General features: G+C 55.0%; 11 protein-coding genes. 10 read left to right on the top strand and 1 reads right to left on the bottom strand.

All coding sequences use genetic code 11. The features are described 5' to 3' along the window. Positions 1-334 precede the first annotated feature (334 nt). The 9 genes from H6F67_RS05870 (at position 335) to H6F67_RS05830 (ending at position 10,623) form a co-directional block, all read left to right on the top strand. On the top strand, positions 335-1,696 hold the full coding sequence (locus H6F67_RS05870; protein ID WP_190764296.1) for a CmpA/NrtA family ABC transporter substrate-binding protein: 1,362 nt from the start codon (positions 335-337) through the stop codon (positions 1,694-1,696). Positions 1,697-1,764: 68 nt separating this feature from the next. Continuing rightward, the gene (ntrB, locus tag H6F67_RS05865) at positions 1,765-2,589 is read left to right on the top strand and encodes a nitrate ABC transporter permease (RefSeq protein WP_190764294.1); all 825 of its coding nucleotides are present in this window, start codon (positions 1,765-1,767) and stop codon (positions 2,587-2,589) included. Positions 2,590-2,672: 83 nt separating this feature from the next. Next, a complete protein-coding gene (locus H6F67_RS05860) occupies positions 2,673-4,673 on the top strand; it encodes a nitrate ABC transporter ATP-binding protein (RefSeq protein ID WP_190764292.1) in 2,001 nt (666 codons plus the stop codon). A gap of 116 nt (positions 4,674-4,789) precedes the next feature. Then, on the top strand, positions 4,790-5,629 hold the full coding sequence (locus H6F67_RS05855; protein WP_242020535.1) for a nitrate ABC transporter ATP-binding protein: 840 nt from the start codon (positions 4,790-4,792) through the stop codon (positions 5,627-5,629). Beyond that, positions 5,613-6,485 (top strand): DUF6671 family protein, encoded by an 873-nt coding sequence (locus tag H6F67_RS05850; protein WP_242020522.1) that lies wholly within the window; start codon positions 5,613-5,615, stop codon positions 6,483-6,485. The genes H6F67_RS05855 and H6F67_RS05850 overlap by 17 nt, the downstream gene beginning before the upstream one ends. Positions 6,486-6,664: 179 nt before the next feature. Beyond that, positions 6,665-7,141 (top strand): WGxxGxxG family protein, encoded by a 477-nt coding sequence (locus H6F67_RS27285; protein ID WP_199304257.1) that lies wholly within the window; start codon positions 6,665-6,667, stop codon positions 7,139-7,141. 117 nt (positions 7,142-7,258) lie between these two features. Continuing rightward, the gene (locus H6F67_RS05840; RefSeq protein ID WP_190764289.1) at positions 7,259-8,401 is read left to right on the top strand and encodes a hypothetical protein; all 1,143 of its coding nucleotides are present in this window, start codon (positions 7,259-7,261) and stop codon (positions 8,399-8,401) included. Beyond that, positions 8,398-9,360, top strand: a complete 963-nt coding sequence (locus H6F67_RS05835; RefSeq protein ID WP_190764288.1) for an NAD-dependent epimerase/dehydratase family protein — start codon at positions 8,398-8,400, stop codon at positions 9,358-9,360. The genes H6F67_RS05840 and H6F67_RS05835 overlap by 4 nt, the downstream gene beginning before the upstream one ends. Before the next feature lie 66 nt (positions 9,361-9,426). After that, the gene (locus H6F67_RS05830; RefSeq protein ID WP_190764286.1) at positions 9,427-10,623 is read left to right on the top strand and encodes an esterase-like activity of phytase family protein; all 1,197 of its coding nucleotides are present in this window, start codon (positions 9,427-9,429) and stop codon (positions 10,621-10,623) included. Positions 10,624-10,903: 280 nt separating this feature from the next. Here the strand turns inward: H6F67_RS05830 and H6F67_RS05825 are convergent, their stop codons facing one another. Then, positions 10,904-12,133 carry a SpoIID/LytB domain-containing protein gene (locus tag H6F67_RS05825; RefSeq protein WP_190764284.1) on the bottom strand — a complete coding sequence of 410 codons (1,230 nt, stop codon included), beginning with the start codon at positions 12,131-12,133 and terminating at the stop codon, positions 10,904-10,906. A gap of 260 nt (positions 12,134-12,393) precedes the next feature. Between H6F67_RS05825 and H6F67_RS05820 the strand changes: the two genes are divergently transcribed. Beyond that, a complete protein-coding gene (locus H6F67_RS05820) occupies positions 12,394-13,359 on the top strand; it encodes a ribonuclease Z (RefSeq protein WP_190764281.1) in 966 nt (321 codons plus the stop codon). The last annotated feature ends 31 nt before the right edge of the window (positions 13,360-13,390 follow it).

The following is a 13,390-nucleotide window of genomic DNA, read 5'->3' as shown; positions in this document are numbered from 1 at the left end:
GTTGCTGATAAGTTGCTATTTTTCGACTGTAAAAGCTGATACTAACAACCAAACTTATTACCTCTATTTAAGAATCATTTTATTTTCCTATTGCTAGCGACCCGGAAGACTGTAATACTTACCCATTAAGTCGAGTAAATCATCGACTGCAAACAATTCACTCACAAGTATTCACTCAATTTCTATACTGCTCGCCTGCCTTACTTCGCACCTTTGCGTAAGTTCAGAGTTCTAGTGAGTGTCGATGGTTTTTTGCATATTTTTTATTGCATCAAAACCGGGTTGATTTTGTGCTGCTTGAAGTTCGCTCTTTTGCTTGTTTTGAGGGGGTTTTATGTCGTTTTCTCAGTATTCTCGTCGGAAATTCTTGGCAACTGCTGGCGCATCCGTTGCAGGCTCCGTTTTGCTCAAGGGCTGCGTTGGCAATCCGCCTTCGGACACTGACAGCGCCGCGCCTACCAACAATGCTGCGGCTCCCGCTGTGAACGTCAATCCTGCGGATGCGCCTGAAGTGACCAGCATTCAACTCGGCTTCATTCCGATCGTTGAAGGTGCGCCGCTGATTGTCGCTCAAGAAAAAGGATTCTTTGCCAAATATGGCATGACCGGAGCCACAGTTGCGAAACAGGCAAACTGGGGTGCAGCGCGTGACAACGTCGAAATCGGCTCAGCAGGCGGCGGCATTGATGGCGGACTGTGGCAAATGCCGATGCCGCACTTGATTAGCGAAGGCTTGATCACAAAGGGCAATCGCAAACTCCCAATGTATGTGCTGGCGCAACTGAATACGCAGGGTAATGGCATTGCGATCGCCAACAAGCACACAGGCAAAAATATCGGTCTCGACCTGACGAACGCCAGAGATTACATTCTCGGACTCAAATCGGCTGGAACTCCCTTCAAAGCTGCCTATACTTTCCCTCAAGCCAACCAAGAATTTTGGATTCGCTATTGGTTTGCCGCAGGCGGAATTAATCCGGATACTGATGTGCAACTGCTGGTTGTTCCGGCTGCTCAAACAGTGGCAAACATGCAGACGGGCACAATGGATGCCTTCAGCACAGGCGACCCCTGGCCTTACCGAATTGTCAACGACAACATTGGCTTTTTGGCAGGTTTGACCGCAGAAATGTGGCAGTTCCACCCTGAAGAATACCTGGCAATTCGAGGTGACTGGGTCGATCAGCACCCCAAAGCAACTCAGGCCGTTTTGAAGGCTGTGATGGAAGCGCAGCAGTGGTGCGATGATCCGGCCAATCGCGCTGAACTGGCAACCATTCTTGCTGGCCGTGAGTTCTTTAACCTGCCCAAAGAAGTTTTGGAAGGACCGCTGAAAGGTGTCTACAAAATGGGCGACGGCAAGCCGGAGGTGAACAACTTCCAGAGCGGCCCCCTCTACTGGAAAGACGGTCGCGGCAGCGTCTCCTATCCCTACAAGAGCCACGACCTCTGGTTCATCACCGAAAGCGTCCGCTGGGGCTTCATGCCAGAAAGCACCTTGGACAACGCCGATCGCATCATCAACGCGGTCAACCGCGAAGATTTGTGGAAAGAAGCGGCTCAGTCTTTAGGTGTTGCCGCCGCCGATATTCCCACCAGCACCTCGCGAGGTGTCGAGCGCTTCTTCGACGGTAAGGAATTCGATCCGGCCAATCCGAAGGCCTATCTCGAAAGCTTGGAAATCAAGCGCGTTTAACTCTGAAATTCACACTCATTCACCTGGATCGCGCTTCCTCACTGCTTAATTACTGGAGAACTTAGAAAATGGTTGCCGTTTCACGCCGCCCCTCACGCTCGATCGACTTTCGCAAGGTAGTCAACAACGTACTGCCGCCCCTGGTTGCGATCGCTCTGTTCCTTATCATCTGGCAGCTTTTCTCAAGCTCTGGCCTGACCCGCCTGCCGGGACCTGCCAGCTTGATCACCGATGAGCGCACCCGCGAAATGCTGCTGTATCCGTTCTTCGATCGCGGCGGTTTGGACAAAGGCTTGTTCTGGCAGACCTTGGCGAGCTTGCAGCGCGTTGCGATCGGCTATTCGTTGGCGGCGATCGTGGGCATCGCGGTCGGCATCGTCATCGGCCTCAATCCGCTGATTAACAAAGGCCTTGACCCGATCTTCCAATTTTTGCGGACGGTTCCGCCTTTGGCCTGGGTGCCGATCGCGCTGGCTGCTTTGCAGCAAAACGAACCCGCTGCTTTGTTCGTGATTTTCATTACGGCGATCTGGCCGATTCTGATTAACACGACAGTCGGCGTTCAGCAAATTCCGCAAGACTACATCAACGTCCGCCGCGTGCTGCAACTCTCGAACCAAAAGTTCTTCTTCAAGATTCTGTTGCCCTCTGCGCTGCCTTACATCTTCACAGGTTTGCGGATTGCGATCGGTCTGGCTTGGCTGGCAATTATCGCCGCTGAAATCGTGATGTCGGGAATTGTGGGAATTGGCTTTTTCATCTGGGATGCCTACCAAAACAACTTCGTCAGCGAAATTATTTTGGCGCTGTTCTACATCGGTGCGGTGGGTTTGATTCTCGATCGATCGATGGCTTGGCTGCAAAACAAAATTGTGGCAAGCGATCGCCGCTAGTTCCGATGATGTTTGGGAGGTGCGATCGATGCCTCCCAAACATCCCTAACTCCTAATCGCCAACTCCTCATTCCTCAAGTGCCATGACTGCATTCGTCGCTGTAGACCAACTCGAAAAAACCTTTCCGCTCGCGGGAGGCGGAGAGTATATCGCCCTCAAAGGCATTGATTTACAAATTCGCAAAGGTGAATTTGTCTCGCTAATTGGACACTCTGGCTGCGGCAAGTCCACCCTCCTGAACATGATTGCAGGTTTGGATTTGCCGACCGAGGGAACCGTCTTGCTCGAAAGTGAGCAGGTGAAGCGTCCCGGACCCGATCGCATGGTCGTCTTCCAAAACTATTCGCTCCTGCCTTGGCTGACCGTCCGCCAAAACATCGCGCTGGCCGTTGATGAAGTCCTCTCGGATCTCTCACCGGAAGAGCGCCGCGATGTGGTTGAAAAGCACATTAAGCTCGTCGGTTTGGGTCACGCTGCCGACAAGCCGCCCGGACAGCTTTCGGGGGGGATGAAGCAGCGGGTGGCGATCGCTCGTGCCCTTGCTATCCGTCCGAAACTGCTGCTGCTCGATGAGCCGTTCGGCGCTCTCGATGCGCTCACCAGAGGCAATCTGCAAGAGCAACTGATGAAAATCTGCGACGAGAACCACGTCACAGCCGTAATGGTGACGCACGATGTCGATGAAGCGCTGCTGCTGAGCGATCGCGTCGTCATGCTCACGAACGGCCCCGAATCGAACATCGGCCAGATTCTCGAAATCGACATTCCCCGCCCGCGTCAGCGCATGGAAGTCGTCAACCATCCCAGCTACTACAGCTATCGCAGCGAAATTATCTACTTCTTGAATCAACAGAAGCGGATCAAGCAGCTTCGGGCACGCAAGCAAGGGGCGATCGCGCGTCACGGCTTGGAGAAGGTGAATTTGGAAATCGGGTTTGTGCCGCTGACGGCTTGTGCACCGCTGGCGATCGCTAAGGAAAAAGGCTTCTTCGTCAAGCACGGTCTTGAAGAAGTCTCGCTAGTGCGGGAAGCAAGCTGGCGCGGTATCCGGGACGGAATTGCAGGCGGCTACCTCGATGCAGCCCAAATGCCTTCTGGTCTGCCGCTGTGGATGACCTTGGGCGGCAACGACAATAAGCCGATGCCTGTTGTTACCTCCTTGACCGTGACGCGCAACGGCAACGCCATTACCCTCGCCAAGCGCTTCTATGATCAAGGCGTTCACAGCCTGCCTGCCCTGAAGCGAATGCTGCTAGAAACGCCGGATCAGCGACACACGTTCGGCATGGTGCATCCGGCCTCAATGCACAATTTGCTCTTGCGCTACTGGCTGGCAGCGGGCGGCATCAACCCAGATAAGGACGTGAACCTGACGACGATTCCGCCTGCTCAGATGGTGTCGAACCTGCAAGCCGGAAACATCGACGGCTACTGCGTCGGGGAACCCTGGAATTTGCGGGCAGCGGTGGAAGGCATTGGGTTTACGATCGCCACCGACCTGGAAATCTGGCTCGGCCACCCCGGTAAAGTGCTGGGCGTCCGCGAAGATTGGGCAAACGCCTATCCAAATACGCACATCGCTCTTGTCAAAGCATTGCTGGAAGCTTGCCAGTTCTGCGCCGATCCGAATAATGCTGAGGAAGTCCGCCGAATTCTTGCCCAGCGCGAATATCTCAGCACTGACCTGAGCTACATCCAGCTTGGCGACGACAATCCGAACGTCTGCACGCTTGACCACCCGATGCGCGAATTTGCCCACCACCAGTTTCACGGCGTTGGCGTGAATCGTCCGAGCCGCACCGAGCAGTTGTGGATCATGACGCAGATGGCACGTTGGGGCGATACGCCGTTCCCGCGCAACTGGGTGGAAGTGCTAGAGCGCGTTTGTCGCGTCGGTGTGTTCAGCACCGCTGCCCGTGAACTCGGTACATTCGATGTCAGCTACAAGCGCGGTCCGATCAAGCTGTTTGACGGCGTTCAGTTCGACACCGATGACCCGATCGGCTACCTCAACAGCCTCAAGATCAAGCACGACATCTACATGGCCGAAGTCCATCTTGACGCGCCCAGAGTCGCGGTTTAACGAACGACAAAGTAAGGGTGGATGAACGAATTTTTCATCCACCCTTTCAAGGATTCGGAACTCATGCGAAATTAAGAAGCATAAGGCTAACCATGCAGACTATCAAAACGACCGACATGACCCAATCGATCGCGCAAACTCAAGCTTCCGCAACCGTCGATCGCAGCGAATTTTTGGCGATCGATAACGTCAGTAAAGTCTATCCCACACCGACAGGCAGCTACACCGTTCTTGAAAATATCAGCACTGAGATTAAAGAAGGCGAATTCATCTGCCTGATCGGACACTCTGGCTGCGGCAAAACCACCCTGCTGAACATGGTGTCGGGCTTCAACATTCCGACGACGGGAGAAGTGCGTCTGCGCGGTCAGCGCATCACGAAACCCGGTCCCGATCGCATGGTTGTCTTCCAAGGCTATGCCCTGCTGCCCTGGCTGACTGCCTTCGAGAATATCTACCTCGGCGTCGATCAGGTCTTCCCGAACAAGTCGCAAGGCGAAAAGGCCGCGATCGTGCGGGAACACCTGGCAATGGTGGGCTTGGCCGATGCTGCCGACAAAAAGCCGCCGCAGCTATCGGGTGGAATGAAGCAGCGGGTTGCGATCGCGCGTGCCCTTGCCATCCGTCCGGAAGTGCTGATTCTGGATGAACCGTTTGGCGCACTCGACGCGATCACCAAGGAAGAACTGCAAGAAGAACTGCTGAAAATCTGGAACGACCACAAGTGCACCGTTCTGATGATCACGCACGACATTGACGAAGCGCTGTTCCTGGCCGATCGCCTGATCATGATGACGAACGGTCCTGCCGCGACGATCGGTGAAATCATCGATATTCCCTTTCCGCGTCCGCGCGATCGCGCCCGGATCATGGAAGACCCGGAATTCTACAACCTCCGCAACTACGCGCTAGATTACCTCTATCGTCGCTACGCTCACGATGATGACGCCGAGTAAGGCTTCACAGTTGCTCAAAACCTGGTTCAAGGCGCGGCCACTCGTTCTGGCAACGATGCACCGCAAAGAAGAAGCGATCGCACCAATTGTTGAAGCTGCGCTGGGAGTGCAAGTCGTCCTCCCAGAGGGCTTTGATAGCGATCGCTTTGGCACGTTTGCCGGAAATTGGCCGCGCCCTGCCGACCAGCGCACCACTGCTTTGATCAAAGCGCGGGCTGGGCTAGAACTAGTAGGCGGCGATTTGGCGATCGCGAGCGAAGGCAGCTTTGGCCCCCATCCTGTTATGCCGTATCTGCCCTGCGATCGCGAGATGGTGGTGCTGCTCGATCGCCGTGACGGACAGGAATTTATTGTCGTGGGTGAAGATCTCACGGTCGAGACAAATTTTCGCCGCGAGACGATTCGATCGCCAGATGAAGTGGAAGCCTTTTTGCAGCAGGTCGGATATCCCAGCCATGCCGTGATTGTCAAAACGCCCGGAGGCGAAGTCTTCAAAGGAATTACGCGCTGTAGAGATCTACGAGCCGCCGTTGACCGCTGCTTGCAGCAAGATGGAATTGTCATGCTGGAAACGGATATGCGAGCGCTCTACAATCCGACGCGAATGCTGGCGATCGCTCGTGCTACTCAAGACTTGGTCAGCAAGCTGCAACAGATTTGCCCAAAATGCAGTGCGCCCGGATTTGCAGCGATCGATCGACTTCCCGGACTGCCCTGCGGATGGTGTGGTCAGCCGACGAGTTTGACGCGATCGATTCGTGCCCGCTGCCAGCGCTGCGAATTTTCGCAAGAGACTTTGTTTCCTGATGGGGTGCAGACTGCTGACCCGATGCACTGTGCATTCTGCAATCCTTGAATGATTCGATCGCTCAACTGCAACTGAGTTGAGCAGGCGATTGCCGCGAATTTTTTCACGATCTACCTATGGCAGGAGGAGGTGAATCGATCGATTCATTCTCTTGAGTGAGTTGACTGCAATCGGGGATCGTTAACGTAGAGACAAAGCGTACAAATACTTAATGAGGAACCAAAATTATGAAACGCTCTGTTAGCAAATTGGCTGGTGCGGCTGCATTGACGCTTGGCTTGGCCGTTGTGCCCGCGACTCTTTCCGCTTCGGCCACCACCACCGCTCCTGCGGGCAACGCAGGCGGCAGCGCTGCAACTACCAACACAAATCCTGCCACCAGCGATCCGGCAACTGTGCCTTCTCCTGACGCCACCGTCAGCCCTGCTGCACCCGGACAAGCCGTTGGTGACGCCGTGAACGACGCCGGACAAGCCGCTGGCAATGCTGCGAATGATGCTGGAGCCGCTGTTGGCAATGCTGCTAACGATGCTGGACAAGTTGCAGATGAGGCGGTTGATGAAACCACCGACAACAACTTCTCGGATGGAGATTGGGGTCTGTTGGGTCTGCTCGGTCTGTTTGGTCTGTTCGGTCGCCGCAAGCGCACCGTGACCGCTTACGAAGATCCGGCTGTTCGATCGACCACGACGAACCGCTACTAAGTTCGCTCGATCGCTCCCGGCGAAGTAATGGCGAACGGGAACGATCGCAATCCAGGTAGAATCTGCTGGTAGAGACGCTGGTTTATAGTGTCTCTACCATTTCGCGTTTTTAAGATTATGGATGCGACTCAAGCCGTTTCTGCCTCAATTCAAATTCAAGCGATCGAATCTGCTGATCTCGATCGCTTTCTCGATGTTCCGCAGCGCGTCTACCAAACCGATCCCAACTGGGTTCCGCCGATCCGCAGCAGCATCGCCAAAGAGCTAGCGCCCGACAATGGCTTTCGCGAATACGGACGGCTGCAAGCGTTCATCGCCGTTCAAGATAACGTTCCGGTCGGGCGAATTGTGGCCGCTGTGAATCAGCGCTTAGTCGATCGCGAACAGCAATCGATCGGTGTGTTTGGCTATTTCGAGTGCATCGAAGATTTTGCGATCGCGCAGGCTCTTTTCGCGGCAGCTTGTGACTGGCTGCGATCGCAGGGCATGACCAGAGTGCGGGGGCCAATTGATCTATCCACTCACAATCGCTGCTTGCTGCTGGCCGAAGGCTTCGACTCGCCGCCGCTGCTGATGATGCCCTACAATCCGCCCTACTACGGAGAATTTTTGGAGCGGGACGGCTGGGAGAAAGCGAAAGATGCGTATGCCTACAAGCTGCCGCTCGATCGACCTTTGCCGCCAGAATTCGAGAAGGGCTACCGGATCGCCAGCAAGTCCGGCGTTCAGTTTCGCCCGCTCAATCTCAAAGGCGAAGCGTTTACCGCTGATGTGGAAGCGATCTACACCCTGTTCAATGAGGCGTTTGCCAACAACTGGAGTTCTGCCCCGCGAACGCTGGAAGAATTTATGGAAGAGGCGCGATCGCTCCAGTCCGTTGTCGATCCGCAAATCTTTTGGCTAGCCGAATATGAAGGCAAGCTGATCGGTTTATTCATGGCCTTGCCGGACTACAACATTGCGCTGAAGCGAGTCGGCGGCAAGCTGGACTTGATCGGAATTCTCAAGCTGTTGTGGTATCGCCGCTCGATCGATCGCGCCCGTGTCTTAGTGATCGCCTCTTTGCCGGAACATCGTCGCCGCATGGTTCCACTTGCGCTGATTCACTTGGGCATGAACGGCGGCATCCAGCGCAAAAAGCCGTACCAATGGGCAGAACTCGGCTTTGTCTATGAAGATAACTGGCCGTCGCGCAAAGTGATCGAAGCGACCGGAGCCACGATCTACAAAACCTATCGCGCTTACGAAAAAAATCTATGAAAGCACTCGTCACCGGAGCGAACGGCTTCACCGGATCGCACTTGGTCAAAGCGCTGCTCGATCGCGGCCACACGGTTACGGCATTCGTGAGGAAGTCGAGCCAGATCGATCGCATCGCCAATTTGCCGATCGAATTTGCCTACGGCGACATTTGCGATCGCACCACCCTCGAAACTGCGATGCAGGGAATCGACTGGGTGTTTCACACTGCCGCCTATGTCGAGTTGGGCTTGGTGGATGCCGCCAAGATGGAGCGCACCAACGTCGATGGCACGGCGGCAGTTTTGGCAGCGGCAACGGCGGCCAAGGTGGCGAAAGTCGTGTATTGCAGCACGATCGGCGTCTATGGCGATACGCAAGGCGAAACGATCGACGAAACCTTTAAGCGCCGCCAAACCGATTTTTCTTCGGCTTACGATCGCACCAAATTTCGAGCGCAGCAGTTGGTCAATCAAGCCGTCGCCCAAGGTTTACCCGTTGTCAGCATCATGCCGTCGGGCATTTTTGGCGCAGACGATCCGCATTTTGGTCCTGTCATGGCGCAGTTTTGCAAAGGCGGGCTGAAAGTGTGGGCGGGCGGCGATCGCATTACGGGAATTGTCCATGTCGATGACTTGGCCTTGCTGATGATTCTGGCAGCGGAAAAAGCACCAGCCGGAGCGCACTACATCGCCTCGACTGCCGACATGACGACGCGCGAGATGTTCGACTTTCTCAGTCAGCAAACGGGAATTCCGGCTCCTCGTGAAATTCCAGAACCGATCGTCCGATCGATCGGCAATCTGCTCGACCCGATCGGGCGCATCTTCAACTGGCAACCGCCAATCAGCCGCGAACGAGTGCATTATCTTTACGATCGCTGTGTCCGCGTCGATGGCAGCAAGGCCAGAAGGGAACTCGGCTGGCAACCGCGATCGATCGAGGCCACGCTGCGAGACAGTCTGCCAGCCAAAATCTGACGATCGAATCAAGCCAGGATGACCTGCAAGCGGTAATCTAATCAGCATCGATGCTTGAGCGCTGTTATGTTTGCCCGATTCCTGCGTGTTGTGCTGCGATCGCTGCTGCCCCTGCTGTTGCTAATTGGCCTCTCCGGTTGCAGTTTGCCGCGTGTGAGCGCCGAGGAGCGATTGTTTCTTGATTTGTCGATCGATTTCCTTTCAGCCTACGAACTGCCGCGCACGGATTTTGAGGGAACGCCTGTGCGCGGTTTGTCAGGTATCACTTACGATCGCCAGCGCGATCGCTTTTATGTGCTGTCGGACGATCGCAGCGATCAAGCTCCCGCCCGCTTCTACACGATGAAGCTCAACCTCGATCAAACTGCGGAGTCGCCGCAAATTGCCAGCGTCGAGTTTGAGCAGGTGACGACGTTGCAGGCGGATGGGGAAAGTTTTGCCAGGGGGTCGATCGATCCGGAGGGCATCGCGCTTTCTCCCCGTCAATCCGTGTTCATCTCCAGTGAGGGCGTAGCACGAGACGGTGTTGCGCCGTTTATCGATGAATTTGATTTGGCAACCGGAGAGCGGCGAGAGCAACTGCGAATTGGCGATCGATTTTTGCCCAAAACCGTGAACGACCAGCCGCAGGGCGTTCAAGATAACCTTGGCTTTGAAGCGCTGACGATTAATCCAGGTGGCTACAGTACCGCTTGGCTAGAGCCGTTTCGGTTGTTTGCGGCGACGGAAGATATTTTGGTGCAGGATCTCGATTCGGAGGAGGTCGATCGCGAAGCGCTCCCGGAACGGTATCGCCCCCGCTACAGCCGCTTTCTGCACTATTTAATCGGTGAACCGCAAACGACGCTGATTTCGGAACATCTCTATCCGATCGATCCGCCGCCGCTGGGTGCAGCCACCAATGGCTTAACTGAACTGGTCGTTCTCGATCAGGCCGGACATTTTCTGACGCTAGAGCGCTCTTATGGATTGGCGGGATCGGGCGCGAGAATCTATCAGATTGCCACAGGCGGCGCAACGGATACTTCAGGAATTGTGCGGCTGCCAAGCGATCTAACGGGCATTAATCCGATTCGCAAGCAGCTTGTGCTCGATTTGGGGACATTAGGAATTGAGCTAGATAATTTGGAGGGGATGGCGATCGGGCCGCAGTTGAACGATCGATCGATTAGTTTGATTTTGGTGAGTGACGACAACTTTAATGATGAGCAAGTGACACAATTACTGCTGTTTCGCCTGCGCGGAGTGGATAGTGAGGGGTAAGTTTTTGCAAGGATTTCACCCTCTGTACTTCCAAAGGGATTGCTCGGTGCGCTGTCTAAGACCTTCTGTTGTTGCTTGGCTTCCTAAATCCCTAGGTCGTGTTTTCAAACCGCATGATCCTCCCCAATCCTCCTTCCAAAGGAGGGAGTCATCCTCAAAGTCCCTCTTATCAAGAGGGATTTAGGGGGATCTCAGTCGAGAAATCTAACCACCAAGAGGTTTGAAAACACACCCTAGACCCTAACCCCCGAACGCTTTTCTACCGACGCCTCGATACTCCTCAACGCACTTGGATTCGAGAAAGCTGAGTGCGCTGGTAGTAGTGAGCGAGAATCTGCTGATAGTTGTTGCCTTGGCGGGCGAGGGCATAGGCTCCATACTGGCTCATGCCGAGGCCGTGTCCGAAACCGCGTCCAACGACTTGAAAGCCAACGGGAGTGGAGGGGACGGATTCAGTGCTGGCGATCGATCCCAGGTTGGGGGCGATGCGGAAATAGGTGCTGCGGAGGTTGAGGGCTTGGCGGATTTGGTCGCCCGTCATTTCGCGAGTTCCGGCACTGCCGACAACCAGCATGCGGCGGACGCGGCGATCGCCAATCATTTGCACAGGTCGAAACTCCAAAACCGTGCCGATTCCGGTAATGCGAGCGCTCATTTGGTCGGCGCTAAAGGTTTCTTGCCATTGAAAAACGGGAGCGTCGGTGTCGTAGTCTTCAACGGCTCTGAGGTAAGGAAGAGCTTGCACCCAGACATCTTCTGAGTTTTCCGTGTGGCCGCCCGAAGACGAGTGGAAGACGGCGTTGATGATTTGTCCTTGGTAGGTGAGGACTTGTCCGGCTGTGGCATTGACGGCGGCGATCGTGCTGGGTGCTTCTTCTTCCACGCCTTGATAAAACTGCCAGCGGGTCGTGTCGCCCATATCAAAAACGCTGTTTGCGCCGCTTTGTCGCTGATAGAGCGCGTAGGAGCGGGCGGCAACGGCTTGGGCTTTGAGCGCTTCTAGGCTCCAGTTGGTGGGCATTTCGCCGCCAACAACGCTGTAAAGATATTCTTCAAGATCAACGTAGTTTACTGCTGTCAAGCCGTCAGCGGTGGGAACCACGAGGGTGCGTCCGCGATACCATTTGCTGTTGCTGACCTGAGTTCCGATCGAAACCAATCCGCTTTCACCGCTCGGCTCAACCCAAAGCTGCCCAGTGCGATAGCTTTGCTGGCCGTTGTCGATCAAGATTGCGCCATTGCCGTCCGATCGCGCTTCGACGGCTTGACTGGCTCCCAATCTTGCCAGCACTTGACCTTGGGCATCTTTGACAACGGCAGGCGTGGAACTGCCGACCACAACCGAACTGGCATCCTGCTCGATCGCCACGCGCAACTCTAGCTCTGCGGCTTTGGCAGGTGTGAGGGAAACCAGCCAGAGCAGCAGCGTCAGCCACCAAGATTGTTTGCCCAAACGCAAAACGGTTTGCAGCCAGCGGGACGAGGGGATAGCGGTTTGTGCAGCCGTCATGAATCTTCACTCCTCCTAAAGAAGCTGTGGTTGTGCAGCGATTGTCTGTCGATCGCCAGGTGTCAAGTTCACAATTTCGTTGCAATCTTAATCAATCTACTGCAAGTTCTGTGAACTTGCGGCGAATTTTGCATTGAAAGTTTGGCAATTGTGAATCACCGAATGCCGAGACTGAGGCGATCGCTTGGATGTTTCCGCGATGTTTGCGCTGCAATTGCCACGAACTACTATGGAAAAAGGTGATTTAATCAGCGTCAACCGTGCAAATTACGTTTTTGGGAACCAGTTCTGGCGTGCCGACGCGATCGCGCAATGTCTCCAGCTTGGCGCTGAGGCTGCCGCAGCGATCGGAGGTGTGGCTGTTTGACTGCGGCGAAGGCACACAGCACCAAATTCTACGCAGCGACGTTCGCATCAGTCAAATCACCCGCATCTTCATCACCCACATGCACGGAGACCATATCTACGGCCTGATGGGACTGCTGGCAAGCTGCGGACTCGCCGGAAATCCCAGCCGCATCGACATCTACGGTCCGCCCCGCCTTGAAGACTACTTGCGGGCAGCCGGAAAATTTTCCCAAACTCACTTTGGCTACCCTGTCAAGGTGCACACCGTTCAGCCCGGCATCGTGTTTGAAGATGACGAATTCACCGTAAGCTGTGCCGCCCTGGAACATCGCGTCCCCGCTTTTGGCTATCGCGTCACCGAAAAAGACAAACCTGGACGCTTCAACGTCGAAAAAGCGATCGAACTTGGCATTCCTTCTGGCCCCCTCTACGGCAAACTGAAGCGCGGCGAAACTGTCACTTTACCGGACGGTCGATCGATCGACGGCTCCACCCTCTGCGGCCAAACCGAAATCGGACGCAAATTCGTTTACTGCACCGACACCATCTTCACCGAAAACGCCATCCCGCTCTCCCAGGATGCCGATGTTCTCGTCCACGAAGCGACCTTCGCCCACCAAGACGCTGAACTCGCCTACCAGCGCTTACACTCCACCTCCACAATGGCCGCCCAAGTCGCCCTCCTCGCTCAGGTGAAGCAATTGATCATGACCCACTTCAGTCCGCGCTATGCTCCCGGCAATGCTATCCAGCTTGAAGATCTGCTGACCGAAGCGCGATCGATCTTTCCCAACACGATCATGGCGCACGACTTCCTCACCTACAGCATTCCCCGCCGCACTGAACAAACCTTGGCAGAAGCAGGGATTGGAAGTTAGAAGAAGGCAAGGACAATTCATGCAAAAAAGC

The organism is Microcoleus sp. FACHB-1515, assembly GCF_014696105.1.
Taxonomy (GTDB): Bacteria; Cyanobacteriota; Cyanobacteriia; order Elainellales; family Elainellaceae; genus JAAUTJ01.
This window is presented reverse-complemented; position numbering and strand designations above follow the sequence as displayed.